Origin of the sequence: Chryseobacterium sp. PTM-20240506 (assembly GCF_048296755.1) — a bacterium.
Taxonomy (GTDB): Bacteria; Bacteroidota; Bacteroidia; order Flavobacteriales; family Weeksellaceae; genus Chryseobacterium; species Chryseobacterium proteolyticum.
The window spans coordinates 4,309,035-4,335,581 of sequence record NZ_CP182581.1 but is presented as its reverse complement, the minus strand read 5'-3'; the positions used below and the strand labels follow the sequence as shown (position 1 = coordinate 4,335,581).

Below are 26,547 nucleotides of genomic sequence, written 5' to 3'. Positions count from 1 at the left end.
AAATATTCTGTAATAAAAAATACTAATTCCCAACATGCACGTAGTGTTTAACAGAGCTACAAAAAATATTATCTGAAAATAAGAAAACCGCCTAAAAATAAGCGGTTTGTTCTTTATTTGTAAATTTGATTTTTATAATTCCAAGAAGCTGTGAAAAACAGCAGCACTTAAAACACCTTTACCAACAACGGTATCACTCTTTGCCACTTCTCCATCAATCCAAATGTTCACAATGAGTTTAGAATCATCGTCAGGCATCGTGGCATTAGCTGAAAGATTTAACTGGGCCTGGCTGGAGTTAACAAAAAATTCGCCGCTTGACCAAGGAAGGGTAATTGGAGTCAATGTAGTATTATACATATTATTTACCGTAGTTCCAACCTGAGTAACGATGGTTTTTGAAATAACACCTGTACTCCCCTTTACTTCAAATTGTACGATATGATCTTTAAAGTCTTCATCGTCATCATCTTTTTTACAAGAATTTAATATAGAAATTACCGAAAATAATACGATGAATAAAAAAGAAAGTCTTAATAAACTTTTTGATTTGTAAAATTGCTTCATTTCTCCAAATAGATTTTTTAATGTTTCAAATATAGGTTTTTTATCAATATAAAAATAACTTTTATGAAAAATTTCCAATAAAGATTTCCAAACAATATCAAATCAATAAAAATAATATTTATGTCTGATTTTAAGCATTATTCATATTTTATAGTTAAAATTAAAGCCGTGATTATTCAAAACATAAAAATTTAGCAATTTGATTTATTACTTATCTTTGTAGTATGAATTTAGATTATATTGTAAGAGAACCAGAAAATATTACTTCTTCTACTCCAATACTTTTTATGCTTCATGGTTATGGAAGCAATGAACAGGATCTTTTTAGTTTCAGGGAAACCCTCCCCGCCGACTGGATCATCGTTAGTTTCAGGGCTCCAAAGAATACTCAATTCGAGGGATATTCATGGTATGACATTGATTTTAATAATCCAGAAAACTTTATAGATGTCCATCAGGCAAAAGAATCTCTGAACAGTGTTCTGGAGAATATTCTAAAAATAATTAATCAATACGGAATTACTGAAAGCAGAGCCCATTTATGCGGCTTCAGTCAGGGTGGAATTTTATGCTATGCCCTGGCATTACAATATCCTGATTTATTTAATTATGTGGCGTGTTTGAGCAGCTATCCTGAAGAGAAAATCTTAGGTGATATCGTTAGAGATAAAAAGAAATTGGAAAAGCTTAGATTTTTTGTATCCCATGGAACCGATGATGCTGTAATTCCATTAGAATGGGGAAGAAAGGCTGCAGATCTGCTGTATGAATTGAGTTGTTATTTTACTTTCAGAGAATACATGAGTGGACATGGAGTAAATCAAAAAAATTATATTGACCTTATGGATTTCTTTTCGAAATAATTTACGGATAATAAAACATATCAGACAAAACATTAAAAATTACATAAACATTCTCAAAATAGAGAATGTTTTTTATTTTACATAGCGATAAATTGCTTATATTCAGTAAATGAAATATCGATGTTTTATCTGGCTTTTATTGATTAGCATTTTTATCAATGCTCAGAACTCTTTTGAGATTAAAGATGCTAAAAAGACGGTAGTTCCATTTAAGCTGATTAATAATCTGATTTTCATTCCGGTCAATATTAATGGAGCAGATCTAACCTTTTTGTTAGATACAGGAGTTGCTGAAACATCAATTTTCAGCCTCGAAAACAAAGAAGTAAAACTAACAACACTTGAAAAGATCAAATTTTCAGGTTTGGGTGGGAACGCAAGTATAGATGGATTTCGTTCCGATAATAATACAGGTACAATAGGAAAAAATTTCATCAATAAATCTCTGAGCCTTTTTATTATCGTTAATCAGGAATTTAATATTTCTTCTCATGTAGGAATCCCTGTTAACGGGATCATAGGATATCATTTTTTTAAAGATCATGCTGTTTCTATAGATTACGTTTCCAAAAAGATTACCATCTACAACGATATTGAACTGCTTAGGAAAAAAACCAAAAGATTTGAGGAGTTTCCCATTTCTATTGAAAAAAATAAACCGTATATTGAAGCAGAGGTTGAAATGACCAATGAAAAGAAGACATCCAAACTTCTTATAGACTTAGGAAACAGCGATCCTATATGGCTCTTTCCTACTCTTATAAAGAATTTTGTGTACAACCGTCCTAATATTGATGATTTTTTAGGCAGAGGATTTAACGGAGATGTATACGGAAAAAGAAGCCGTATTCATAACTTTTATCTGGGGGATTTTAAATTTGAAAAACCTCTTACCGCGATGCCGGATGAGTTTTCTATTCAGCATGTAAATCTTGTTGAAAACAGAAGGGGTTCAGTGGGAGGAGAAATTCTCCGCCGATTTACTATCATTTTTGATTATCCTAACCAGAAAATCTACTTAAAGAAAAATAAAAATTATGACGACCCCTTCCATTTTAATATGAGTGGTCTTGATTTTCAACAGGATGGATTATCCTGGGAAAAAGATTTTGTAGCCCTTGAAACCGGTGCAAAAAAGGCAAGTAATGAAATCGAGGTGATTAATAATAACTTACAGTACAAATTTGTACTAAAGCCTTTATTTTCTATTGCAGGTGTACGTAAAGATTCTCCCGCAGATAGAGCAGGACTAAAAAAAGACGATCGGATTATTACAATCAATGGTAGAAAAACCCTTGACATGACTTTGGAATACATTATGGAACTGATGAAATCTGAAGAAGGAAAAACCATTACCATGCTTATAAAAAGGAAAGACCAGGAACTTACACTGAGCTTTACTCTGGAAGACCCAATCCCCTATCAGGAATAATATGAAAACAGAAGAAACCACATTAGATAAGATACGCACACGACCGAGGTTTAAAATGTTTACCCATCTCAGTAAGGAAGAATATGCTGAAAACCTTAACAAATACCTCAAGGAACACAAAGGAGAATTTTCCGGCAATGTCAATAAGGAGGTAGCTACCATCTGTGTAGAAACACCTTATGATAATTACTGGAAACCCAGACTTTCTCTTCGCGTGGAGGCAGAAGATGATGATATTGTGATCCGTGGAGTATTCGGGCCAAGCTCGGCTGTGTGGACCTTCTTTATGTTTCTCTATTTCTCTTTTTCGATTTTATGGATGACCTTTTTCACCATGTACTATGTAGAAAAACAAATCAAAAGCAATGAATTTCCTTGGGCACTCAATGCCTCGTTTATCATGTTGCTTTGTATTGCCGCAACATATGCTGCGGCCAGATTCGGACAAAGTAAAGCTAAAGATGAAATGCAGAAGCTCAGAAAATTTGCAGAAGAATCTACTTTACAATTTGAAAAGAAGTCTTAAGGTGCAAGCACTTGGGGCTTCACTGCAGGTTCCTGAATCTCAACAGCCTTCGCTGCCTTGATAGAATCTGCTACTTTTTCCCTGTTCTCCTGCTCTTTTATTATTTTTTCAATATGGGGCTCTATGAGCTTATTCATTTCTTCTACAGAAATATTATTTGCATTAGGATCATCCAACAGATTTCTCCACGGTTTCCTGTGCCCCCATTTGTAATCACCAAAAACCATTACTGCAGTTCCTTTTGCTTTAGTGGTGGCTCCTCCCGGATTCAGGATCCAGGTATCTGCATAAGAATATAACCATTGGGCATCATTTTTCAATAGCCGTAGACACGAATGCGATGCCGGATAGCCGGGTAGGTCATATTGATGCCATCCGATTCCTCCTGTGTTAAAAATATTGAAATTATAAGGTAATTTCCATTCACTACTAACCGTCGAAATGGAAAGCTTCTTTTTCCAGTTGGCAAAAGTTAATCCTCTTGTGGTCTGTGCGGTTTTTTTTCCCATACTGGTTGGTCCCCACTTTACAAGACTCCCGTTGGAATACACTCCATACGCCTGAATCGGATAAGAAAAAATAACAAATTTCTTTACATTACTCAATACATCCAATTGCATTGGAAAAGGTGAATAAGCCATCAGTGTGGTATCTATTTTGGTCGGAACTACCAATGTATCAGAATTCCATTTATTTTTAGAATCCAATCTGTTCAGTGCTAAAATAGCATACCGTTCTCTTTCATTATATTTTTTGCTGAATGCAGCATATACAGAATCTCTAAGCTTTTTATCTTTTGGAAGTACAAAAGCATTATAAAAGCCGGTTTCCTGCATTGCCGGAGGTACAGATTCCTTTTTAACCACTGAATCTTTTTTTATTGAATCAGTTTTTTCCGTTGGACTTTCTGTGGTAGTTGTATCGGTTCCTAAAGTATCATTTATTTTTTCAATTTCCTTTTTACATGATACTAAAAATAAAACCAGTATAAGACTGTATAAAAAAGATTTTTTCACAATTACGTTCATAAATTTAAAAGGTCGATTAGTTTTGCTACTCAGTACAAATATCAGACCTAAAACGGAATAATCATAATGATGGTTAAAAATATCGTAAAAATACGGTTAAGAACGATTAAAGTATCAGTATAAAAGCTGACTGACACTATCATTATCTATGAAAAATCAATTTGTTTTCATTAATAAAAACAAACCCGCCGGGTTTGAGAAATGAATTCAACATAAAAACAGATATAAAACAAATACATTACTGTGATATTGCTACCACAAAACTTATTTTTACTAATATTGCATTATTAAATATTTAACAAAAGACACAAAACCTATGATTAAAAAACTAATTATTCCGTTTCTAGCCTTGCTATGTACAATATCCTGTAGCAGAGATAATGAATTCAGCAATGGATCATCAGATTACAACCACACGCGTCCTGTTGGCGCGTCAGCCAACGACCTATTAAGCAATAACCGGTATAATTCATTATTGATCGAAATTCAGTATATGCCGGGATATGCCCCGAATTCGCAAGCTGTTGATCATGTGAAAAACTTCCTATCCACTTTTCTCCGCAAAGATGGTGGTATAACCGTTATTCAAAGAGAAATTCCGGGAACGTCCTCCTCCACTTTATCTGCGGATGATATAAGACAAATTGAGAATACAAACCGAACTGTATTTACCAACGGATCAACTCTTGCAGTAAACATTCTATATACCAACGGGAAATATAGCGGCAATTCTAATACGTTAGGAATTGCATACCGCAATACTTCAATTGCTTTATTCGGAAAAACAATTCAGGAAAATTCCGGAGGATTTGGGCAGACCAGCAGAACAAAACTTGAAGCTACAGTGCTTGAGCATGAACTGGGACATTTGATGGGATTAGTAAATCTAGGATCACCGATGCAGACAGATCACAAAGATTCTTCCAATGGAAACCATTGTAATAATCAAAATTGTCTGATGTACTACGCTTCTGAAACCACAGATATTTTAGGCTTTATTATAAATGGAAATGTTCCTCAATTGGATAATAATTGTAAAGCTGACCTTAAGGCAAATGGTGGAAAGTAACTAACAAAAGGATAACATTATATAAATACATTGTATAGTATAAGAATATACCATACAATATATTTTATTTCTCTAATAATTAAGCTAATATCCTTATAACTCCATTAAGATCTTAAATTAAATGATAAGAATGCATTTCAGCTAAAATACTATACTTTAATGATTCAATTCTTACACAGATTTTTTTCTTGTTATCTATTTTTATTATTTCACAGTCATAATTTTCAAAAGGCCCTGAAGCGATTCTCCTCTTCTCACCAACTTTAATATCTAATGAATTTCTAAGTTCAACATCTGAGAATTCATTAAGAAATACTCTTATTCTATCTATTTCTTCATCAAGAACACGAACCAGTCGATTTCCAAACTTGATAAATATGACCACACCTTCAATCGCAAGAGCTCGTAAGTAATCTTTTATTGTTTCTAAATAAATAAAAACGTAAGAACTAAAAAGCGGTTTTTCAACCTTCTTTTTACGATCACTCCATTGAGAGATTGTTTTATTGAGAGGTAAATACACTTTGAAATTTTGCTCAGTTAGGATTTGAGCAGTTTTTTTTTCGTAACGTGATTTGGTATAAATAACATACCATCCTTTCATGAAATTCATTTCTATATAATTATAATCATTTTACATCTTCTCCTTTCAAGTCACACCTGTTAACTTAAATTTTTCTTGAAAACTATAAGGGACATGAAATAACAGAAAAAGACATTTGCAATACTTCTACTTTTCCTTACCATGAAATAAAACGTTAGTAGATATGTTCACACTTCTTCTATCTGTAGAGCAAAGATGCATTAGCTTTACACAGTTAACAACTAAAGCATATCTAGATTTATAAATCTGGGGTAAGTTATTATAAGAAATTTATACGTACGGATAATGCAATCGAGATTTAATCATATAATTATCAATAATTTACAAACACAAACTAATAATATAATTAGGAAGGAGTTTAAAATATGTATTTTGCTTTTTAAAGCATAAAGTTCAAAAGAAACTGTTACTTATCTCTGATTTATTTCAATATTTTATGTTTTCACATCGTATAAAATAGATTTCATTTACATGATTCTTTATAAACGGAATTGAATGATAAAAAAACTTTACATACATAAAGTAAGGCTGAAATTTATGCTAATACTATCCTTTAAAAAGAAAAGTAAAAAATGCTCATGTATATTTGATATTACTTCGAGTAAGGATAAATTAAAAAGTAATTATACTTAGATAGCATGATCAATCTATCACAAAAGATGAAATTTCTGATTATTGACAGGGAAGTAGTTTTTGTGTTGTAGAACTCCATTATAAGCTCACATTCTTTCTTTATGCCAACCACAAATATCTATATAGTAAATCAAAAGTAAAAAGGAAATCTTTCCGATTATATTTACTTTAAAAACAAAAAATGCTGTAAATAATATTACAGCATTTTATATTGCGATCCGGACGGGACTCGAACCCGCGACCTCCGCCGTGACAGGGCGGCATTCTAACCAGCTGAACTACCGGATCAGTAGTCCTGAGTTTATTAATCAAATTTGATATGCGATCCGGACGGGACTCGAACCCGCGACCTCCGCCGTGACAGGGCGGCATTCTAACCAGCTGAACTACCGGATCAGTAGTTCTATAATTTCAAATAAATTTGATTGCGATCCGGACGGGACTCGAACCCGCGACCTCCGCCGTGACAGGGCGGCATTCTAACCAACTGAACTACCGGATCAAATTTTGTTAAAGAACTTGTTTCTTTTTTGTGATTGCAAAATTACACCTTTTTTAATTACCTGCAAATTATTTGTTAAAAAAATGCCTCCCAAAAGCGGAAGACATTCATTATCAAAGTTATTTTTTTTATAAGTGTGCGCTTAATTTTTCTGCGATCACTTCTTTTGGTGTTACTCCAACTAATTTATCAACAACTTCACCATTCTTAAAAATAAGAACTGTAGGGATATTTCTGATGCCATACTGCATAGAGATTTCCTGGTTGTTGTCTACATCTACTTTTCCTACTACAGCTTTTCCTTCAAAATCTGTTGCTACTTCTTCAATGATTGGTCCCAGTGTTCTACAAGGTCCACACCATACCGCCCAAAAGTCTACCAATACTGGTTTATCAGATTTCAAAACCGTTTCCTGAAATGAGCTATCCGTAATTTCTAAAGCCATTTTTTTTATTTTATTTAAATTAATATTCTATTGTTTTTTTAATCCTTAATTGGATCATCAAAATTACTACTTTTCAGCAATAAGGTTATCTATGCTGAACATTTGTTTTTTCTATAACCAAATCATCTGAAATTTCTTTCAGGGCATTTACGAAAACATCAATATCCGCTTTTGTGGTCATATGGCTAAATGAAATACGTAAAGGTGTACAATTATCCATTTCATCTTCTGATAGAACCATCATCATAACCATTGAAGGTTTTGATGCTCCTGACGAGCAAGCACTACCCTGAGAAATGGCGATCCCTTTCATATCCAACTGCAAACCTATTAGCGGATTTTTATATGGTAAAAGGGCACTTAAAACAGTGTATAAACTATTTTCAGTTTCAGCACTTCTTCCATTGAACTTAATCCCTGCTATTTCAGCAGATAATCTTTCAATGGTATAATTTTTTATTTCCTTAATATGATGGGTGTATGCTTCCATATGATTAAGAGAAAGCTCTAAAGCTTTTCCAAGCCCCACAATACCTGCAACATTCTCAGTACCGGCTCTCAGACTTCTTTCCTGAGGTCCTCCTGTGATAATCCCCTTAAGGCCTGTCGCTTTCCTGATAAAGGCAAAACCTACTCCTTTTGGTCCATGGAACTTATGTGCACTGCATGAAGCAAAATCTACCGGAATGTCAGAGAAATCAAGATCGATATGCGCCATGGTCTGAACAGTATCAGAATGCAGAAGTGCATTATTTGCTTTGCATATCTCAGCCATCTTTTTAAGGTTGGTAATATTTCCGATCTCATTATTGGCATGCATTAAGCTTACAAGGGTCTTTTTATCTGATGCCTTTAAAAGTTCTTCCAATTTATTAAGATCGATATCTCCTTTTTCATTCGGACGGATATAAACGACCTCTACCCCTTTTCTTGCCTTCATATCGATTATACTCTCTGAAACACATTTGTGTTCCAGTGGAGAGCTGATGATTCTTTGTACTCCAAGGTGTTCCACACTGGATTTAATGATCATATTGTTGGACTCTGTCCCACATGATGTAAAAATAATCTCAGCGGGCGTTACATGTAGATAATCAGCCACCTGCCTTCTCACATTTTCGATCAGGATTTTAGCTTCCTGCCCAAAGCTATGTGTAGAAGAAGGATTTCCAAAGTTTACCTTCATGGTACCTACCATTGCATCAATAACTTCTTCTGAAAGGGGTGTTGTTGCTGCGTTATCTAAATATACTTTATTCATTTTATTTTGAATATTTTAATACGACGGAATTGAATTGATAATTGGAAGGAACTGTAAAAACCACCCAAGGATTGGATATCACCTGGATCTCCATTCCTCCGGACTCACGCTGTGGAACTTCTACATACAAAATATTATCCTTCACAGAAAGACTTTTTATCTCACTGATCTTATGGTCTCCTGACCTAAAAGTTCCAAGGTTGTATAAAACAGCTTTTTGATTTTTTGGAAAGGCAGGGTATTTAATTGCTGCATCCTGTCCTAGTTCAGCAAGGCTGGAATTACCTTTTATAATTTTCTGAAGCTCTTCTTCACTTTTAAGAATTTTGAAGCCAGCGGTTTCAGTGCCACCCTGAGATTCAGAAACAAGGATTTCACCTCCTTTTTGTGTATCATTAGATACTGAAGACGGTGCACTTGTACAGCTCATGAAAAAAGCAAGGAACCAAATAAACAGTTTATTCATTGTTACATTTTTACCTCCCAAAATTAGTGAAAAAATTGGTAATGTCCTTCATTTGCCCATTTCAGCATTTGCTTATCTCCTGAAGTATCGCCAAAAGCGATTATTTTATCGTATTTTGAATTGTTGATCTGCTCCTGGATTCTTATGAGTTTTTCTTTTCCGTTACAGTTTTTCCCTATAAAATTCCCTGTAAAAATACCGTTTTTAAACTCTGCACGCGTGGAAACCAGCTGCATTTTCAATTCCTCTGCAAATGGTTTTACCCAGATATCCAGAGAAGCCGTAACTAATAGACTCTGAGTATTATTACGATCTATATTTTTAATAAAGTCGAGTGCATTTTCACGCACAATCTTAGGATAGTGCTGCTCAAAAAACTGTCTCGATTTTCGTTCTATTTTTTCTTGTGATTGTCCTTTCAGTATTGAACCGATGAAGCTTTTTTTGACCTTTTCCGTTTCCGCCAGTTTTAATTTCAATAAAATAAACAGAGGAACATGTCTCAAAAATTGTATATGGTATTTCGTAGAATCATAAAATTTCAGATACATAAACATTGTATCCTTATAGGTAATCGTTCCATCAAAATCAAAACAATACAATTTTTTCATTTTATCAGAGCTTTAATTTTTTAAATACAAATTCAGGAATATTCCTGATCATCATCATAATAATTCCCCAGACAGGCAATACATAAGCTACATTTTTTTGTTTTTTATACGCATTGTAAATGGAAGCTGCAGCCTGTTTTGGCTTGGCCGTTAACCTTGGATTTAACGGAAGCCCTTCTGTCATTTTAGTTTCCATAAACCCTGGTTTAATCGTCAGCACATGCACTTTCTTATCAAACAGATAATTCCGTAGCCCGCTTAAATAGGCTGTAAAAGCTGCTTTTGCACTTCCATAAATGAAGTTACTCTGCCTCCCTCGATCTCCTGCCACAGATGACAATCCTATGATTGTACCTGATCTTCTGCTTTCAAATTTCTGGGCAAAATAATTCATCACAGGAACCAGTTTTGAATAATTGATATTAATTATTCTTTCCGTATTTTTATTATCATACAAACCTTCTTCTGTTCCATCTCCTAAATATCCCGTTGCACAAAATAATACATTTGAATTGACATGATCAAATCGGGTGTAATCTATTTCTTTCATTAAATCCAACTCAATCACCTCAGCCTGTTGCAGAAATTTAACATCAATATGTCTTGCGAACCTTTCCGTGGTTTCCTTATTTGAGGTCAGAAGATAGATTTTCTCATATTTTTCACCTTCCTGCAGAGCCTTTTCAACAAAGGCTTGTGCTACTTCAGAGGTACTTCCCAGAACTATCATTTATGAATTATTATTTATGATTCTTTTGTGCTGTAACGACACAAATTTAGGATTTTGAATATTTTTAAGGTAATTCGTCAAAGAAGATTTACTCATGCTGTCTTTGGTCAAATAAATTCTACCTCCGAATTCCTGAACAATATCATCAAGCTGTTTTACCAGCTTTTTAAGTTTCGAATTTACTTTAAAATCAAGTGCCAAAGTGTACCCTTCTATAGGAAATGAGTTGTAAGCTTCCTCGTTATTCTTTCCAAAGAGTTTTAAAACAGCCAGAAAGGATCCATTTCCGCTATTGGCAATGGTTTCCAGGATCTTCTTCATCCCCTCCTTTCCGGAGTCTTTAGGAATTACCATCTGATATTGGATAAAACCTGATTTACCATAAATTTTATTCCAATCGGTAACAAAATCCAGAGGGTAAAAGTATGTTTCATAATCTATAAAGCTTTTAACTTCTTTTTTAGACTGCTTTTTATAATACAGCAGATTAAATATTTTTACCGTTAAAGCATTCAGGACAAAGCCCGGAAAATAAAAAGGGACAGTTGGTTGAAACTTTTTCTTTAGCCGTAGAGGACTTTTTGCCATATTCTGAGGAAGTTCATGCTGAAAAGCATGTTCTCCCCTCATCAAAATGCTCCTTCCAATATTTTTACCCTTTTGTAAGCAATCGATCCAGGCAACAGTATATGTCCAGTTTTCACTTTCTTCAAAAAGCCTGAATATTTCATCAAGGTTTTCAGCTTTAATACTTTCCTGGCGAATATAAGCTGATTCTATATTTTTAAGCTTAAACTTTGCCGTCAGAATGATGCCCGTAAGTCCCATTCCGCCGATAGTTGCCCAGAATTTATCTGAATTCGTCTCTCTTGAACATGTTATGATCTCCCCATTTTCATTCATGAGTTTAAACTCAATGACATATTCTGAAAAACAACCTTCTGAATGATGGTTTTTACCATGTACATCTGATGCGATGGCGCCTCCAACAGTAACAAACTTGGTTCCCGGAGTTACATAAAGAAAGTATCCTTGCGGAACAGCTATTTCCAAAACATCTGAAAGCAGCACTCCGGATTCACATTCTATAATACCATTCAACCGGTCAAAGCTGATAAATTTATTGAGTTTTTTTGTCGAAAATATATGTTCCCCTAATGAAGCATCTCCATAACATCTCCCATTCCCTCTTGCGATCACTTCATTATGGTTCAATACAAATTCCCTTATATTTCTGAAGCTGTCTTCAGACTTCATTTCTTTTTCCACTACAGGAAAATTGCCCCAATTGGTAACTTTTTGTATGAAATTCGGCTTCATTTTTTAAAATAAATTTGAATTAAAAATGTTGCAACCCATAATAGTAAGGTAACCTGTATATACCTGTCCCTGTACACTATTTTTGTAGGGGATTCCGTTCTGTTATACACTAGAGTCTGCTGCAGGTATCTGAGAAAGGCAAATACTACAAAAATAACGGTATAAAAAACCCTTTCATGAAATTTTGCCTGCACCTCTGGTGACAGGGTAAACATTAAATAACACATAATGGCTAATGTAACAGAAATAGACAGTGCTATATCGGCAAACTGTACGTTATAACCATCCAGAGCACGTCTTGTCTTACCCGAAACCTGCGCATTGATTAATTCACCTCTTCTTTTTCCTATTGCCAATACCAATGCCAGAACAAATGTAAGCAGTATAGCCCATTGTGAAATACTTATTCCGGTAATGTAACCTCCTGCAAGAACCCTTAATACAAACCCTGTGGCTATGATAAAAATATCAATAATAGGAACATGCTTCAACCTGAATGTATAAGCAAGATTCATCACAAAGTAAAATGCAATAATGGTTGCAAATTTCCAGAGAAGTTGCTCGAAATAGAACTGAGCAAAAAGAACAAGGAAAATATCTGTAATTGCGAGTCCTATTAAAATTCCTATAGCTTTTGATTTAGAGATAGCACCACTCGCCAGCGGTCTTCTTCTTTTTTCAGGATGCCTGCGATCTGCCTCTATATCATTGTAATCATTCAGAATATAAACCATGCTGGCAGCAAGCGAAAAGATAACAAAAGCAAAAATACTCTTGGTAAGCAGATCAAGGTTTTTGATATTGCCGGAAAAAAATAATGGCACAAAAACAAATAAATTTTTTACCCATTGTTCTACACGCAGCAGTTTAAGATATTTCTTCATTTATGTTATTTCAATTGCAAAAATAGTAATTTCAAGATGAGTAGCATAAAAGTACAAAAAAAACCGCCGTGGCGGTCTTTTAAGAAAATATTTATATATTAAATTAATTACTTGCCTTGTTTGGCTTCATTAATCATTTTTTCATTGGCTGTAATGGCAAACTCTACCCTTCTGTTTTTTGCTCTTCCTTCTTCCGTATCATTGCTAGCTACAGGCATATTTTTACCTTCTCCTTTCGTAAACATTCTTCCTGAAGCGATTCCTTTACCTGCTAAATATGCTTTAACCGCATCTGCTCTTCTCTGAGAAAGGGCCATATTATAAGCATCTTTACCAACGCTATCTGTGTGTCCATAGATATTGATGTTCGTGTCAGGGTTATTGGCCAATACCTGAGCTAATTTATCAAGGTTGGTCTGAGCTACAGAGGTAAGGTTAGATGAATCGAATGCAAAGTTTACTATACTTTCGTTCATCGTCACTTTAATACCATCTCCTACTCTTTCTACTTCAGCACCAGGTAAAGTTTCTTTAATTTCTTTAGCCTGCTTATCCATTTTGTTACCGATAACATTACCTGCAACACCTCCAATAATACCTCCCAATACTGCTCCTAATGCTCCGTTTCCTCCTTTACCTACGTTATTACCTAAGATACCTCCAAGTACAGCTCCCGATGCAACACCTACTGCTGTACCTCTTTGCTGGTGGTTAGAATTCTGAACTGCTTCACAACTTGTCAATAATAAAGTTGATGATAGGAAAATACCTGCGATATATGTTTTATTAAATTTCATCTTTTTAATTTTTTCTTGTTATAAATTATTTCATTCCAGTTCTTTGGAAATTGTATACCACTCTCACTGTGCTTCCATCAAATGGAACGTTTTGTTCAAGTGAAAACTGATCTGTAGATTGGTTGATCAAATTTAAAGAATAACCAACCGTATTTTGTTTAGCTTTTGTTCCTTCAGCAATTTTCTTAAACATAAAAGTATTTCCACCTTTAACTTCAAATTTAATTGGCTGTGTAATGCTAGGGCAACTTCCACCTCCATTTAAGGTATAAGATCCTGTGTAGTTATTGGGAATCAATCTCCAATGACTTCCTACGAAACATTGTGCATCTGCTCCTTCATCAAACGGTTTAATTTTAAATCCTTTATCATAATCGATACTAACAATCTCCCAATCTCCTTTAATCTTTAAAAAATCAGATTTTTGGTTTTGTGATGTTTGTGCATTTTTCACTGAGGAACAAGACACTGCAAAAAGTGATGTTCCCAACATTCCTGCAAGTAGTAACTTTTTCATTTTGTCGTTTATTTTTTGTTACATTAAAGTTACAAAAAACCGTGCCAAAATTGAAAAATAAAAACAAAAAAGTCCGAAAAATTCGGACTTTTTATCACATACACTGTAATACAGTGAAATATATTATTTTTTAACGGCCTTTTTTACGGATTTCGTAGCCTTTTTTACAGCTGATGCCTTACCGTTATAGAAGTTAGTATAAGCATATTCAGCAGCCTTCTTTAGATCGATAACACCTCCGGCTTGAGAAAGGTCGGCAAATCCATTTTCCGTACTTGGATTACTTGACTTTACAAGAGCTTCAATAATCTGGTCAGGTCTTAAATTAGGCATATACGCTAATAAAACCGCAGCAGCACCGGCAACAACAGGTGATGCCATTGAAGTTCCCTGAAGATATTCATATTCACTCGTTGGAACCGTAGAATAAATCTCTTCACCCGGAGCAAAAACATTTACCATTTTCTTGTTAAAGTTAGAGAAGCTCGCTCTCAACTCATTGTTTCTATTAGTACTTGCTCCAACAACAATCACGTTATTTACGAAAGGTTTTTCGTCTGTAATATTTTTAAAGTTGGTAGGATATGCAAGATGCTCAGCAACATCTTCATTTTCATTTCCGGCTGCCTTTACAAGGAGAACTCCTTTATCTTCGGCATATTTGAATGCATCCCAAACAACATTTTTACCGGGAGACACTGGTTTTCCAAAGCTCATATTTAATACTTTAGCTCCATTATCTACAGCATATCTGATGGCGTTAGCAACATCCTTATCTCTCTCATCTCCATTAGGAACAGTTCTCACGGACATAATTTTTGCTACTCTTGAAGCTACCCCGTACTGAACTTCTTTCCCCTGAGGTAATCCAGCAATAATACCCGCAACGTGAGTCCCGTGTTCTGCATCAGGCCCCTGATAATGATTATTACCGTAATTTTTTTGAGAATAATCATCATAGTTATCTCCAACAATTTCGGCTCTTGTATCATAGCTTAGATCATATTGTTTTGCTGCAGGAGCAAAATGATCGATAGCGCCTTTCATTTCTTTCTTCATTGAAGTTTCGAAATCTGCAGAAGATTTCCCTGCAAATTCAGGACTATGGGCAACCTGAGTCAGAATATTAAGTGCAATTGCATCTTTTTGTTCTGTTGGAGCCTTTATAGCAGCAATATTTTCAGAAGTCACTGATTTCCCTCCTAACAATTTAATCATGTTCGGAATCAGATCATTGATCATTGTGTATTGCTGGAGACTTTGCTTAGCTTCAACACTTTTCTTTGTGAAAAGTTCTTTAGCCTTCATATACATGGCAAACTCTTCAGGCATTTTAGCTTGATTGGCTTTATTCTTAGTAGAATCATCTCCTTCGAATACAGGCTTATATTTAGCTACGACCCTTGTCACCTCCATATTATCCACGTCTACATCACCATTCTTTCCTCCGATAAAATTCCATCCGTGAACATCATCGATATAGCCATTACCGTCATCATCTTTTCCGTTACCCGGAACTTCATTCGGGTTTGACCAGATATTTTTGATCAGTCCCGGATGATCCACCTGCACTCCACTGTCCAGAACACCTACAACAACAGTCTTAGGCTTCAGACCTTTAGATTCTAAATATTTATATGCATTTTCTGTATTGACACCATATACTTTGGTTGTTCCAAAATCTTTATGGTACCAGGTCATTAAATCTTTATTTTCTTTCGGGTCAACGCTCTTCGCCTGTGCTTCCTGTGCAAAAGCAGAATTAAAGCCTGCTAAAAAGACAGCAGCTAATAATACCTTTTTCATGCTAGTATGATTGTTTAATATTTTTTATATAAGTCAAAGATTCAGGCCCTTTGTTACAAATAAGGTCCAAAATTGACAGATCACTTAAAAATCCCATTTTATCAGAAAATGTCTGATAGTAATCATCCATTTTATATTCGGAAGCAAATTTTGCAGAAAATTTTTCTCTGAAATTTACTTCTTCAGGATTTTTGATATACTCTTCATTCAAAGAGTATGCCTTTTCCGTTTTTAGGATTTGTTGTATGATCTCTAAACCTTTAAGATTGAAATCCAAAAGATAGTTTTCTTTTAATTCAAATAATCTGATCAGTTTATCTTCATAAAATTCGAAATAAGGAGAACTTTGATAAGCTGTCTTGATAGATTTCCAGTGGAGCTTTCTCCAATCTTCCCTGTTGGAGATCTCTATTTCTTTGAATTGTCTTTTACCCGTATGACTGATCGGGATGATCAAAGAAAGTTTTCCGTTTGCCCCATAAATATTCGCCCGGTTTCGGTACGTCTGTTTGGGAAAATTTTCGAATTGTTCAAAAGTAACCTCATTTTCAGGATCTAAAAACACTGAAAACCAGGAAATCGGTGGTAAATAAAACACCGGTAATAATACATTCTTCATATTCATAATACAAAAATGAAGTATTTTTTCAAATACTTCATTCTATTTTAAAATTTATTTTACTTTATAAATCCTCCTCAGTTTTTTTCTTTCTGAATAGTTTAACAAAATAGTCCCATCCGAAGAATAGAATAAGAATCATCGCTGCAATCCACCAGTATGAAGTTTTATTGGCTTCTCCTGTATTTGTAGCTTTAAACATTCTCTCCCAACGGATCTTGAAAGGCGCCTGATATGTAGAGCTGGCATCTTTGAAAACACCTTGCAGACTCATCCATGTAAACATTGGCTTTCCTACAATATTTTCTTCAGGAACAAAACCAAAGAATCTTGCATCAAGTGAAGCATCTCTGTTATCTCCAACCATCATATAATAATCCTGTTGTATTGTATACTGATTGGCTTCCTTACCATTGATTAAAATTTTTCCGTCTTTATTTTCCAGGCTATTGTGTTCATACTCCGAAATAATCCACTGATACATCGGAAGCGTTTCTTTATTAATTGCGACCACATCACCTTTCTTAGGTATTCTAAGAGGTCCGTACCAGTCCTGATTCCAAGGCTTATTGATAGGAAATATAGATTGAGTGGTATCGATACTTTTTGTGTAAGCCGTTCTGTCGGCGTTAAGCTTGTGCTGAACCGTAGCTGAGTCTTTAGGAAAAATACTTTCTTCCATATCAATTACGTTCGGCAATGCTTTGATCTCTTTAGCCGTTTTATCGGTTAATCCCTGGAACATGTATACAAATCCTTTATCCGTCTGCATTTCCCGTACCGGTAAGAATCCATACGTATTGTATAATCCTGGAATATCCAATTGAGTACCTGTGTTAACTGTATATGCGTGCTGAACTTCCTGATCCCCTAACACCGTTTCTGGTTTTCCGTTTACAAAAAGTCTTCCAGCTCTCATTTCAAAAGTATCGCCGGCAGTTGCCACACATCTTTTTACATAAGGGTCTTTCCTGTCAATAGCTGTATGCACTGAATCCTGAGGATAGTTGAAAACAAGGACATCATTTTTCTGAGGTTTGCTGAATTGCATTATTCTGGCGTAAGGTAGCGTCACTCCATCAACATAAGATTTGGGATCATCCTTCGGGTTTCCTTTTTCTCCGGAATCAAAGATTGTTCCCTGTAAGAAAGGAATTGCAAGCGGACGCATCGGCAACCTGTACCCATAGCTCCATTTATTTACAAAAAGGAAATCTCCTACTAAAAGGGTTCTTTCCATTGATCCTGTAGGAATACCGAAAGGTTGTGTTACAAAAACGTGAATAATCGTTGCAAATACAACAGCAAAAGTCACTGAACCGATGAAGGAATCTTTCTTTTTGGCATTTTTCTCTTCATCCGTCAGGAATAGCTCATTTTCGTCTTCTACTTCTGTATCTTTAGAATAATTGACCGTAGCCATGTAAATGAACGGCAAAATAACAGTTAGAAGCTGGTGCTGGAAAAGATTTTTTCCAAACTTTTTCATAAGATAAATATGAAAAACCGACATCATAATCGGACCTACGATCGGCAAATAGGATAAAATAGCCCACCATCTAGGGTGTTTGGTCTCTTTTAAAACAATAAAATAATTGTAAAAAGGTATAAAAGCAAATAAAGGGCTATACCCTAATTTTTTGAACAGCTTCCATGTTGAAATCCCCATTAATACGGATAAAATGAGAACGTATACTGTATAAGTTAAAAAATAATTCATAAATTTCGTGCCTTATTCTATTGATTTGTGTTGAGCAACTGTTTTTATTAGTTTACTATTTGGAGCATTTGTTACAAGTTAAAGCCCTAAAACATCTTTCATTGTAAAGTTTCCTTTCTTGTCTTTAATCCATTCCGCAGCTACTACGGCCCCTAATGCAAAACCGTTTCTGTTAAATGCGGTATGCTTTATTTCAATTTCATCCACTTCACTCCTGTAAAAGACACTGTGCGTTCCCGGAACTTCATCTTCACGAATAGCGAAAATACCCAGCTGATTCCCCTGAGTTTCTTCAAGCTTCCAGGCATCAAATTTGGGATTATTTCTAAATATTCCTTCGGCCAGAGAAATTGCCGTTCCGCTTGGAGCATCCAGTTTATGAATGTGGTGAATTTCTTCCAACTGACAAGAATATTCGTTAACATTTTTCATCAGATCAGCCAGCTTTTCATTTAAAGCAAAGAATAAATTAACGCCTAAACTAAAATTGGAACCATATAAAAATGCCGTCTGATTTTCCACCGCAATTCTTTCTACTTCAGCCTTTTTCTCTAACCATCCTGTTGTACCGCAAATCACTGGAATTTTATTTTCCAGACATGCTTTTATATTATTAAAAGCTACTTCAGGTAACGAAAACTCGATAACAACATCTGGATTATTAAGGTTTTCAGCAGTTGGAGTTTCTTTAAGGCGGGCAACTACTTCATGTCCTCTATTTGTTGCAATCTCATCAATGATCTTGCCCATTTTTCCATATCCAACTAATGCTATTTTCATGTAATTTATTTTAGATATACCTACTTACGATCTAGAACCTGTAACTCAGACTTAATCCGGTCTTTGGAGGTTCGATACTAAACTGGTCCTGAATAACTGTAGGTTTAAAAGTTAAATCAGGGTCATGGCGGCTTTCATAAAGGTGTGCATCTACAACAGCATCTACTATACTCAGGATATAGATCAGCCCGGTAATTGCGATTGCATAGTCCCTTTGTCTTTTCGCTCTGTCCTGAACGTTCGCCAGTGCAACTTTATCAAGCCATGGACGACTATCGATAAATTCATTAGGAGTTCCGTTCAATTTAGCAATATAGTACTCTCTGTACTTCTTGTATTGTTTATCATTCCACATGGCTATTCCTACTCCGGTACCTACAGCACCCCAAACGATAGGAATTTTCCAGTATTTTTTGTTGTAAAATTGCCCTAGTCCAGGGAAAACAGCCGAGTATAAACCCGCTTTTGTTGGATTTAATTTTAATGTTTTTGCTGTGGGACCGTTGGCCTTTTCCAGATCAGCCACCACTTTAGCTTCAGACTTTTGAGGCTTTGCGGCAGGGATACTATCCTTCGGGTAGTGCTCTACCCGAATGGTATCATTAGGATTTACTTGTGAGTAAGCAGCAGCATACAGGCACAAGAAAAAAGTGAACAATAATTTCTTCATTTATTTAATGTGGGATAGAATATATTCCAATTCATCCTCATTCTTAAAGTCAAGAACAATTTTACCTTTTTTACCATTTCCGGTGGTTTTGATCTCCACTTTTACATCTAAAATGTCAGCAATTGTTTTCTGAGCTCTCTTATAGTTATTGGAAAGTTCAGCCTTTACCTTTTTGGCAGCAGGTGATTTTGGATTTTTTAAAGCTGTAGCAGCCTGTTCAGCCTGACGTACATTCAACTGTTCTTTAATGATAAGGTCAAACAAAATTTGTTGTAGCTCCTCATTTTCCATACTGATAATAGCACGGCCATGTCCTGCAGAAATCTCACCACTTCTGATAGCATTCTGAATATCCGGGCTTAGTCTCAATAACCTGATAGAATTGGTAATCGTACTTCTGTCTTTTCCTACTCTCTGGCTAAGGTTTTCCTGAGTCATTCCGATTTCGTCCAAAAGTCTTTGATACGTCAATGCAATCTCAATAGAATCAAGATCTTCCCTCTGGATATTTTCAACAAGAGCCATTTCTAAAAGCTCCTGATCGTTTACCAAACGGATATAAGCAGGAACAGAAGTTAGTCCGGCAATTTTACTCGCTCTGAAACGTCTTTCCCCTGATATAATTTCAAATCTCTCGCCTTCTTTTCTAAGAGTGATCGGTTGGATCACCCCTAAATTTTCTATAGACTGAGCGAGTTCATTGAGTGCTTTTTCGTCAAAATAAGTTCTTGGCTGGGTTGGGTTGGGATAAATATCTTCAATCGCTACTTCTACGATATTTCCAACAAACTTATCCGCTCCCTCATCAGTAGCAGAGTTCACTGTAGCTTTGGATTCAGCACTTAAAATAGCACCCAAACCACGTCCCATAGCTCTTTTTTTGTCCTTCATAGATATTTTTGATAAATGATGACAATTACAACCAAGATCAGCTGATCCACATTGCAATTATCGATTATTTACTCTTAATTAATTCTTTACTAAATTTTCATTTTTCAACAGAACTTCTTCTGCTAACTGAATATACTGAATTGCTCCTTTACTTTCGGCATCATAATTCAGGATGCTTTCCCCGAAACTTGGTGCTTCACTTAATCTCACATTTCTGCTGATGATGGTTTCAAAAACCATTTCCGGGAAGTGTGCATTTACTTCTTCCACCACCTGATTGGATAATCTTAACCTGCTATCATACATCGTTAGAAGTAAACCTTCAATGTCCAGATCTTTGTTATGAATCTTTTGAACATTTTTGATGGTATTCAAAAGTTTTCCTAAACCTTCCAATGCAAAATATTCACATTGGATCGGAATGATTACAGAATCAGCAGCTGTAAGCGCATTTACAGTAATCAATCCCAAACTCGGAGCACAGTCAATAATGATAAAATCATACTCATTTTTTACGCTTTCCAATGCTTTTTTCAGCATATACTCACGATCTTCCTTGTCTACCAATTCAATTTCAGCTGCTACAAGGTCTATATGAGATGGTACGATATCTAGATTTGGTGTTGCTGTCTTTTTAATACAAGTGGCAGTATCCACACTGTGTTCTAAAAGATTGTACGTAGAATACTGGACATCTTCCACACCCAATCCTGAAGTAGCATTAGCCTGAGGATCGGCATCGATGATTAATATTTTCTTTTCCAATACCCCTAATGCCGCAGCAAGATTTACAGCTGTTGTCGTTTTTCCAACTCCCCCTTTCTGATTAGCGATACCTATGATTTTTCCCATTATTAGAACTTTAAGCCTCAAAAATACACATTTTTCTTTGCTCTGAATGAATGATGAAAAGTAAAATGAGTTAAAATATTGTTAATAAGGAAATTAACCCTAAAAAAAATTATCCACAAAAAATAGTATTTTGTGGATAACTGTCAAGATTTGTTTGATATAGATTATTCAAACTTCATAGAAATCGGAAATTTGAAATAACTTCTTACGGCTTCACCTTTTTTATTTTTTCCAGGAATCCATTTTCCTCTGATCGATTTTACTGTTCTGATTGCTTCACTATTGAAATCTGCATTTCCTCCATTGGCTTTGATACCGGAAATAGTTCCATCAATTTCAACAATAAAAGTGACCGTTGTTTTAACGACTCCGTCGCTCTCAAATCCGGAACCATCAAAGTTATTCATTACTTTATTTCTGAAGGAATCGATTCCACCTACGAAATTAGCTTCAACGCTAAGCGCTTCTGCACCCACTATGGAATTCCCGGGATTTGCAGGTTGTACAGGCTGTGGGTTTGCCGGCGGAGCAGCAGGACCTGTTCCGATATGGGGTGCCGGCGGTATATAAGTATTTTTGATCGACTCCCCATCAAGATTATTAACCAAACCCGGAGCTGCATCGGCAGGCTTTTCAACTTTTACAGGCTCTATTGCATGCGCTGCTGGTGTTGGTATCTGGCTATCATACTGTTTAGTGTTTGGAGGGGTTACAGGTTTAACGATCTGCACTGGTGGAGTTTGTTCAGGAGTAGCGGGGTCTTTGAGTTTAATAACTACTGGTGGCCCATCAACAGGCACATGTACCGGAGTGCTGTTACTAAATGCTGAAATGATCAGTGGAGTAATGGAAACCGCAGCCAACAAACTTACACCTACAAACAGTGCCTTTGTTAGTATTTTATCGGACTCATTTCTCAAAACATAAGCGCCATATTCCTTGTTACGATGCTCGAAAAGAACTTCATTGAAGCGAAATTCCTGATTAGTGTGTAGGTGTTTCATCACTTAAAAGATTTAAACGGTTAATAAAAAATCTGATTATTAGTTTTTATAGCACTTATCGATAAGTAATGTTACACCATCAAAACATTTGCCATTTTATTAACAAAACACTAATATTTTAAAAAAATTTATGACAATCGATAAAATTAACTATGCAAGCAATAATAAAGTATTAAAAACACCATTATAGATATTAAAATTATTCAACAATATTATATTTTTAACTAATTAAATTCATTAATATTTTAAAAATAGTAAAAACCACATCTTAAAACAGGAAAAATACTGAGATATTGAACCCAGAGTCAAAATACATTTGTACCATACCAAACCGGGGATGCTGAAAACCGAAAAGAGTAAGCAAAAAAACAAAAACTTAATAATTATGCCAACTTTAACTCAAGAAGCAAAATCAAACTCATTAATGAGCATGCTTTTAAAACAAGTGTATGACACCGTAACCAATGGTGGAGACCCCGACTCTCTGGGACCTAATGATTTCATTTCATTTGACCCGGTAGGGATTACTCTATCGGAAGACACCTTTGATTACGCACTCAACGGACTATTTGGGGACGCCCCGTCACCAAAACCAATGCTGGACGCTAAAGGAGAACCTATCCTGGATGCTAACGGAAATCCGAAAATTGACATGGAGGCTTACCAGAACGCCCTGTCAAACAGTAAATTCAGAAAATATCTTCAAATGGAGCAATTTGCTGCAATGGTGGATGTCATTCCTTCTCAGCTTCCTCCGCTTACCAGTTCAGGCAACGGAAGGGTAATGTCGATCATGAGCATTATGAACGATTCCCAGAAAAGAGTATCTAAAGTATATGAAGATCTTTTGCAATGGTCCGTAGTCGTTGATACTCAATTTGATGAAAAAGTAGAAAAAAAGCTGAATACGTTAAGGGATAAGCTTTTCAAAATTAAGAAGGTAAAAAACACAGACTTTGATCCTAATTCACCTATAGACGACACAAACAAACCTGAGATCTTCCACACTTTCGTTTCTCCGATGTATTCTAAATATGTAGAATATCAGATGAAATATTACGATATCGTAGACGCCAATAATGAAATCAGAACTGCTGCCGATAACGGAGATGCGGAAGCAATGGCCAAATTATCGATCGATGGCAAGAACATGAAAAAAAGAGAAGATGCATCCCTTAAAGCGTGGCAATCTCTTGGATACAAAGAAGCCGTCGAGAAAATACAAAATTATTTAAGTGAGGTAGAGCAGAAAAACATGCTCGTCATCAAAAAAAGGATGGAGTCTGAGTTCAGAAACAGTCAGAGAACAAGGGTTCTGGACTATACAAATTATTCACCATCCGTTCCGGTTGCCGCTAATGCATTAAAAGAGTCTAAAGGATGGCCCACAGTTACCATCGTAGAAGGTGAATCTAATTATGATTATTCAAAATCAGTTCACAACTGGGGTGCAGCCGCAGGATTTAGCATGGGCATTTTCTCTATTGGTGCAAAAGGTGGCGGAAAGCACGAAAAAACAAAGATCAATACAGATTATACGAATATGAAGGTCTCTTTCAAGCTTGGAAAAGTAAGAGTGGAAAGAGGATGGCTTAATCAAAACTTTATTGAATCCAAATACTGGAAACTACATGAACAATCTCCTCAAACTTTAAGTGGCGATGTCATCAGCGATGGAAAAGGAAAAGGGTTAATGCCTTCTATCATTACCGAGCTTATCATTGCTAAAGACGTTTGCCTTGATTTTACAAACAACAGTACTGCTTTTACGGATGTTAAAAACTCTGTCAGTGCGGGGGCTGCTGTTGGAATAGGACCGTTCGTTTTCGGCGGAAGCTACAGTTACGATAACCAGGATGTACAATCCAATGCCAAATGGAATGGAAAGAAACTGAATTCTGACGGAATCTACATTATCGGTTATAAATGCCATGTCATTCCGAAATCACCGGATCCTAATCCGGAGATCAAAAAATGGACTGACGGAAAATCATAATATCCTTCTCATCAAGAATAGCCGGCAGATTTTTTCTGTCGGTTATTTAAAAAACAAAAACTAATGCCATGAAATATTTTATTGCCGTCTACCAGAAACTTAAAAACACTTATCTATCCCAAAGCTCGATGGAAAATGACCTTCCCATGATATGTCCTTCCCTCAGGGTATATGAAAATGAAGAACTTGAGCTTTTAAAGCCACAAAACCAGCTCAACGATGATCAGAAAAAAGCCCTTTCTATAATTAAAAAGCAGAATATGGCCTACGAACTTAATTCAGTTCCTATATCTTCTCAGTTCTGGGACCTGAATCCTAACAATTCCCTGTTTGACATTTATCGTGATATTCTAGATAAAAACAATTTAAAAAATCTTGAAGAAAGCCTTGATAAGACACTGGCAATTGAAAGTTCCATCCTTTTCGATGCTAAAAAGAATGACACTAAAGAATTTAAGGCTTACAAAAAATACAGGCTGGCTCATGAGCAGGTAATTGATAAGATCACAGCTCATCTCGAGCTTTTTGACGATCTGGACAGCGATGAGGAAAGAAACAATTGGAATGATCAGCTTACTCATTTAAACGGAACAAAAGAGATCGCCTTTTCAGATTGGAAAATAAAAGGAAATAAAGATAACATCGATAAGGAATTGACAAGAATCAACAAAGCTTCTGATGCAGATGTTTATCTCGCAATGGCCCAAAATGCTAAAAACACCTTTGAAGCAGCTGAAAAAACCGACGTAATCACTAATGCTTCTATTCATGATATTAATTTTATTCCTTATGATTTCATGGAAAATGAATCAGGATGGAACAATATAAGAATTGAAAAACAGGAACTCGAAACCTTATATACGGAAGCAAAAAACTCCCACGAAAACCTCCCCTCAGAAATTCTTTCGATTGACTATGACGAGGGCGTTATTCAGGCGGTTGAACTGGATTATTCTTTTGTGCATTTAAAAAGAAATTGGTTCAGCAAAAACTTTATGCTTTCGCAACTATTTGAATGGAATGAGCCAAAAAAAATATCGGACGGACAAACAATTTCGAGTGATTTTAAACTACCTGCTTTTCCCAAGACCATGATTTTAATAAAGAATCTGAAAATAATTTTAGATCCTTCAATTACAAATGATGCAATCAACAACCCCGATCAACTTATTTATTTTGGTCCTCTGATCATGAAGCAGCAGCTCTTTGTCAATAAAAACAATAATCAAAAGTTCTTAAAGGCCATTACAAATGTAAAAACCATTAAATCCGACCAGCTCAGCAACTTAACCAGAAAAACAGCCCTTTATGAAAACTCAAAGATTACTGCCACAGAATTCATAACAAAACCTGAATCTGAACCTGTTGCGGAAACAGCCAAAGTACATCCGATCCCTGCATTCAACAGAATTAATATGAATGTTCTCAATAGTGTAAGGAATGTAAGACCGGTTACTCCCGTTTCAACACCACAACCCATAACTCCGGCTCCACCAGTAAAACCTGTAATCCCCATTAGAAATACAGGAATCTTTGTCCCCATAAAATACCCTATCCAGGTTCCATCATCAGGAGCGAATATACAATTCAGGGTCCTGGATAAAATCAATAACGATCCTGTTTATAAATGTTCAATCTCCATTAAAGGAACCAACAACAGCAGGATTTATGAAATAGAAACAAACGAAGCAGGAATTGTCAATCAGGTTATCGCATTAGGCGAATACAGTATTGAGCTGAGAATAGATGATTACTCAGTTTTGAACCAAAACTTCAGTGTAACAAGTACAACTCCTATTAATTTAGAATACAAACTTCAGAGAGAGGAAGTTAAATTCAAGTCATTTTTCTTGATCGGAATGATTTGTGAGAAGATGCCAAAGATTCCCGTTAGCTAACTTTTGTGAATATATGGACGAACCCTACTCAAAAATAGTTTAATCTTTTAATAAA

At 35.6% G+C, this 26,547-nt stretch carries 26 protein-coding genes and 3 tRNA genes; 6 read left to right on the top strand and 23 right to left on the bottom strand.

All coding sequences use genetic code 11. The features are described 5' to 3' along the window. Positions 1–132: 132 nt before the first annotated feature. Positions 133–645 carry a hypothetical protein gene (locus ACNFU2_RS19495; RefSeq protein WP_306611176.1) on the bottom strand — a complete coding sequence of 171 codons (513 nt, stop codon included), beginning with the start codon at positions 643–645 and terminating at the stop codon, positions 133–135. Between the two features lie 146 nt (positions 646–791). Here ACNFU2_RS19495 and ACNFU2_RS19490 point away from each other — a divergent pair, with 146 nt between their 5' ends. From ACNFU2_RS19490 to ACNFU2_RS19480, 3 genes are all read left to right on the top strand, one after another. Continuing rightward, complete coding sequence (locus tag ACNFU2_RS19490) at positions 792–1,430, top strand: alpha/beta hydrolase (protein WP_172276721.1); 639 nt, start codon at positions 792–794, stop codon at positions 1,428–1,430. A 109-nt stretch (positions 1,431–1,539) separates the two neighbouring features. Next, the gene (locus ACNFU2_RS19485; RefSeq protein WP_172276718.1) at positions 1,540–2,862 is read left to right on the top strand and encodes a PDZ domain-containing protein; all 1,323 of its coding nucleotides are present in this window, start codon (positions 1,540–1,542) and stop codon (positions 2,860–2,862) included. 1 nt (position 2,863) lies between these two features. Then, complete coding sequence (locus ACNFU2_RS19480) at positions 2,864–3,388, top strand: hypothetical protein (RefSeq protein ID WP_172276716.1); 525 nt, start codon at positions 2,864–2,866, stop codon at positions 3,386–3,388. Here ACNFU2_RS19480 and ACNFU2_RS19475 read toward each other — a convergent pair. Next, entirely contained in the window at positions 3,385–4,404 is a 1,020-nt protein-coding gene (locus ACNFU2_RS19475) for a L,D-transpeptidase (RefSeq protein ID WP_273650926.1), read from the bottom strand. The genes ACNFU2_RS19480 and ACNFU2_RS19475 overlap by 4 nt on opposite strands. 328 nt (positions 4,405–4,732) lie before the next feature. On the opposite strand from ACNFU2_RS19475, the gene ACNFU2_RS19470 reads away from it, so the two are divergent. Further along, positions 4,733–5,485: a M12 family metallo-peptidase gene (locus ACNFU2_RS19470; RefSeq protein ID WP_306611169.1), complete on the top strand. Its 753-nt coding sequence runs from the start codon at positions 4,733–4,735 to the stop codon at positions 5,483–5,485. A gap of 112 nt (positions 5,486–5,597) precedes the next feature. On the opposite strand, the gene nusG is transcribed toward ACNFU2_RS19470, so the two are convergent. The 21 genes from nusG to ACNFU2_RS19365 form a co-directional block, all read right to left on the bottom strand. Further along, positions 5,598–6,089 carry a transcription termination/antitermination protein NusG gene (gene nusG, locus ACNFU2_RS19465; RefSeq protein WP_273650924.1) on the bottom strand — a complete coding sequence of 164 codons (492 nt, stop codon included), beginning with the start codon at positions 6,087–6,089 and terminating at the stop codon, positions 5,598–5,600. 847 nt (positions 6,090–6,936) lie between these two features. Next, positions 6,937–7,010: transfer RNA gene (locus ACNFU2_RS19460), tRNA-Asp, on the bottom strand. A gap of 34 nt (positions 7,011–7,044) precedes the next feature. Continuing rightward, positions 7,045–7,118, bottom strand: a tRNA-Asp gene (locus ACNFU2_RS19455). A 32-nt stretch (positions 7,119–7,150) separates the two neighbouring features. After that, positions 7,151–7,224: transfer RNA gene (locus tag ACNFU2_RS19450), tRNA-Asp, on the bottom strand. Positions 7,225–7,352: 128 nt separating this feature from the next. Further along, positions 7,353–7,670, bottom strand: a complete 318-nt coding sequence (trxA, locus tag ACNFU2_RS19445) for a thioredoxin (protein ID WP_034682284.1) — start codon at positions 7,668–7,670, stop codon at positions 7,353–7,355. A gap of 85 nt (positions 7,671–7,755) precedes the next feature. Beyond that, positions 7,756–8,931, bottom strand: coding sequence for a cysteine desulfurase family protein (locus ACNFU2_RS19440; protein ID WP_273650923.1), 1,176 nt, complete (start codon positions 8,929–8,931; stop codon positions 7,756–7,758). A 1-nt stretch (position 8,932) separates the two neighbouring features. After that, positions 8,933–9,397, bottom strand: coding sequence for a hypothetical protein (locus tag ACNFU2_RS19435; protein WP_172276704.1), 465 nt, complete (start codon positions 9,395–9,397; stop codon positions 8,933–8,935). A gap of 23 nt (positions 9,398–9,420) precedes the next feature. Further along, positions 9,421–10,008 carry an HAD family hydrolase gene (locus ACNFU2_RS19430; RefSeq protein WP_172276701.1) on the bottom strand — a complete coding sequence of 196 codons (588 nt, stop codon included), beginning with the start codon at positions 10,006–10,008 and terminating at the stop codon, positions 9,421–9,423. 4 nt (positions 10,009–10,012) lie between these two features. Further along, a complete protein-coding gene (locus tag ACNFU2_RS19425; RefSeq protein WP_273650922.1) occupies positions 10,013–10,738 on the bottom strand; it encodes an SDR family NAD(P)-dependent oxidoreductase in 726 nt (241 codons plus the stop codon). Further along, entirely contained in the window at positions 10,739–12,058 is a 1,320-nt protein-coding gene (locus ACNFU2_RS19420; RefSeq protein ID WP_172276695.1) for an FAD-binding oxidoreductase, read from the bottom strand. It lies immediately after the preceding gene. Further along, positions 12,055–12,942 (bottom strand): decaprenyl-phosphate phosphoribosyltransferase, encoded by an 888-nt coding sequence (locus ACNFU2_RS19415; RefSeq protein ID WP_172276692.1) that lies wholly within the window; start codon positions 12,940–12,942, stop codon positions 12,055–12,057. Before ACNFU2_RS19415 ends, ACNFU2_RS19420 begins: the two co-directional genes overlap by 4 nt. A 107-nt stretch (positions 12,943–13,049) precedes the next feature. Next, positions 13,050–13,739 carry an OmpA family protein gene (locus ACNFU2_RS19410; protein WP_172276689.1) on the bottom strand — a complete coding sequence of 230 codons (690 nt, stop codon included), beginning with the start codon at positions 13,737–13,739 and terminating at the stop codon, positions 13,050–13,052. A 25-nt stretch (positions 13,740–13,764) separates the two neighbouring features. Further along, positions 13,765–14,256, bottom strand: coding sequence for a lipocalin family protein (locus tag ACNFU2_RS19405; RefSeq protein WP_172276686.1), 492 nt, complete (start codon positions 14,254–14,256; stop codon positions 13,765–13,767). A gap of 123 nt (positions 14,257–14,379) precedes the next feature. Continuing rightward, a complete protein-coding gene (locus ACNFU2_RS19400; RefSeq protein ID WP_172276663.1) occupies positions 14,380–16,062 on the bottom strand; it encodes a S8 family serine peptidase in 1,683 nt (560 codons plus the stop codon). 1 nt (position 16,063) lies between these two features. Further along, positions 16,064–16,687, bottom strand: coding sequence for a WbqC family protein (locus tag ACNFU2_RS19395; RefSeq protein WP_373428002.1), 624 nt, complete (start codon positions 16,685–16,687; stop codon positions 16,064–16,066). A gap of 58 nt (positions 16,688–16,745) precedes the next feature. Then, complete coding sequence (gene lepB, locus ACNFU2_RS19390; protein WP_273650920.1) at positions 16,746–18,401, bottom strand: signal peptidase I; 1,656 nt, start codon at positions 18,399–18,401, stop codon at positions 16,746–16,748. Between the two features lie 78 nt (positions 18,402–18,479). Beyond that, positions 18,480–19,181, bottom strand: a complete 702-nt coding sequence (dapB, locus tag ACNFU2_RS19385; protein ID WP_172276654.1) for a 4-hydroxy-tetrahydrodipicolinate reductase — start codon at positions 19,179–19,181, stop codon at positions 18,480–18,482. Positions 19,182–19,212: 31 nt separating this feature from the next. Then, entirely contained in the window at positions 19,213–19,851 is a 639-nt protein-coding gene (locus ACNFU2_RS19380; RefSeq protein ID WP_172276651.1) for a DUF5683 domain-containing protein, read from the bottom strand. Next, positions 19,852–20,742, bottom strand: a complete 891-nt coding sequence (locus ACNFU2_RS19375) for a ParB/RepB/Spo0J family partition protein (RefSeq protein WP_172276648.1) — start codon at positions 20,740–20,742, stop codon at positions 19,852–19,854. It lies immediately after the preceding gene. 78 nt (positions 20,743–20,820) lie between these two features. Further along, the gene (locus ACNFU2_RS19370) at positions 20,821–21,594 is read right to left on the bottom strand and encodes a ParA family protein (protein WP_172276645.1); all 774 of its coding nucleotides are present in this window, start codon (positions 21,592–21,594) and stop codon (positions 20,821–20,823) included. Positions 21,595–21,758: 164 nt separating this feature from the next. Beyond that, a complete protein-coding gene (locus ACNFU2_RS19365; RefSeq protein ID WP_172276642.1) occupies positions 21,759–22,598 on the bottom strand; it encodes an energy transducer TonB in 840 nt (279 codons plus the stop codon). 385 nt (positions 22,599–22,983) lie between these two features. Here ACNFU2_RS19365 and ACNFU2_RS19360 point away from each other — a divergent pair, with 385 nt between their 5' ends. Beyond that, positions 22,984–24,594, top strand: coding sequence for a hypothetical protein (locus ACNFU2_RS19360; RefSeq protein WP_172276639.1), 1,611 nt, complete (start codon positions 22,984–22,986; stop codon positions 24,592–24,594). Between the two features lie 68 nt (positions 24,595–24,662). Next, positions 24,663–26,492 carry a hypothetical protein gene (locus ACNFU2_RS19355; RefSeq protein ID WP_306611150.1) on the top strand — a complete coding sequence of 610 codons (1,830 nt, stop codon included), beginning with the start codon at positions 24,663–24,665 and terminating at the stop codon, positions 26,490–26,492. Positions 26,493–26,547: the final 55 nt, after the last annotated feature.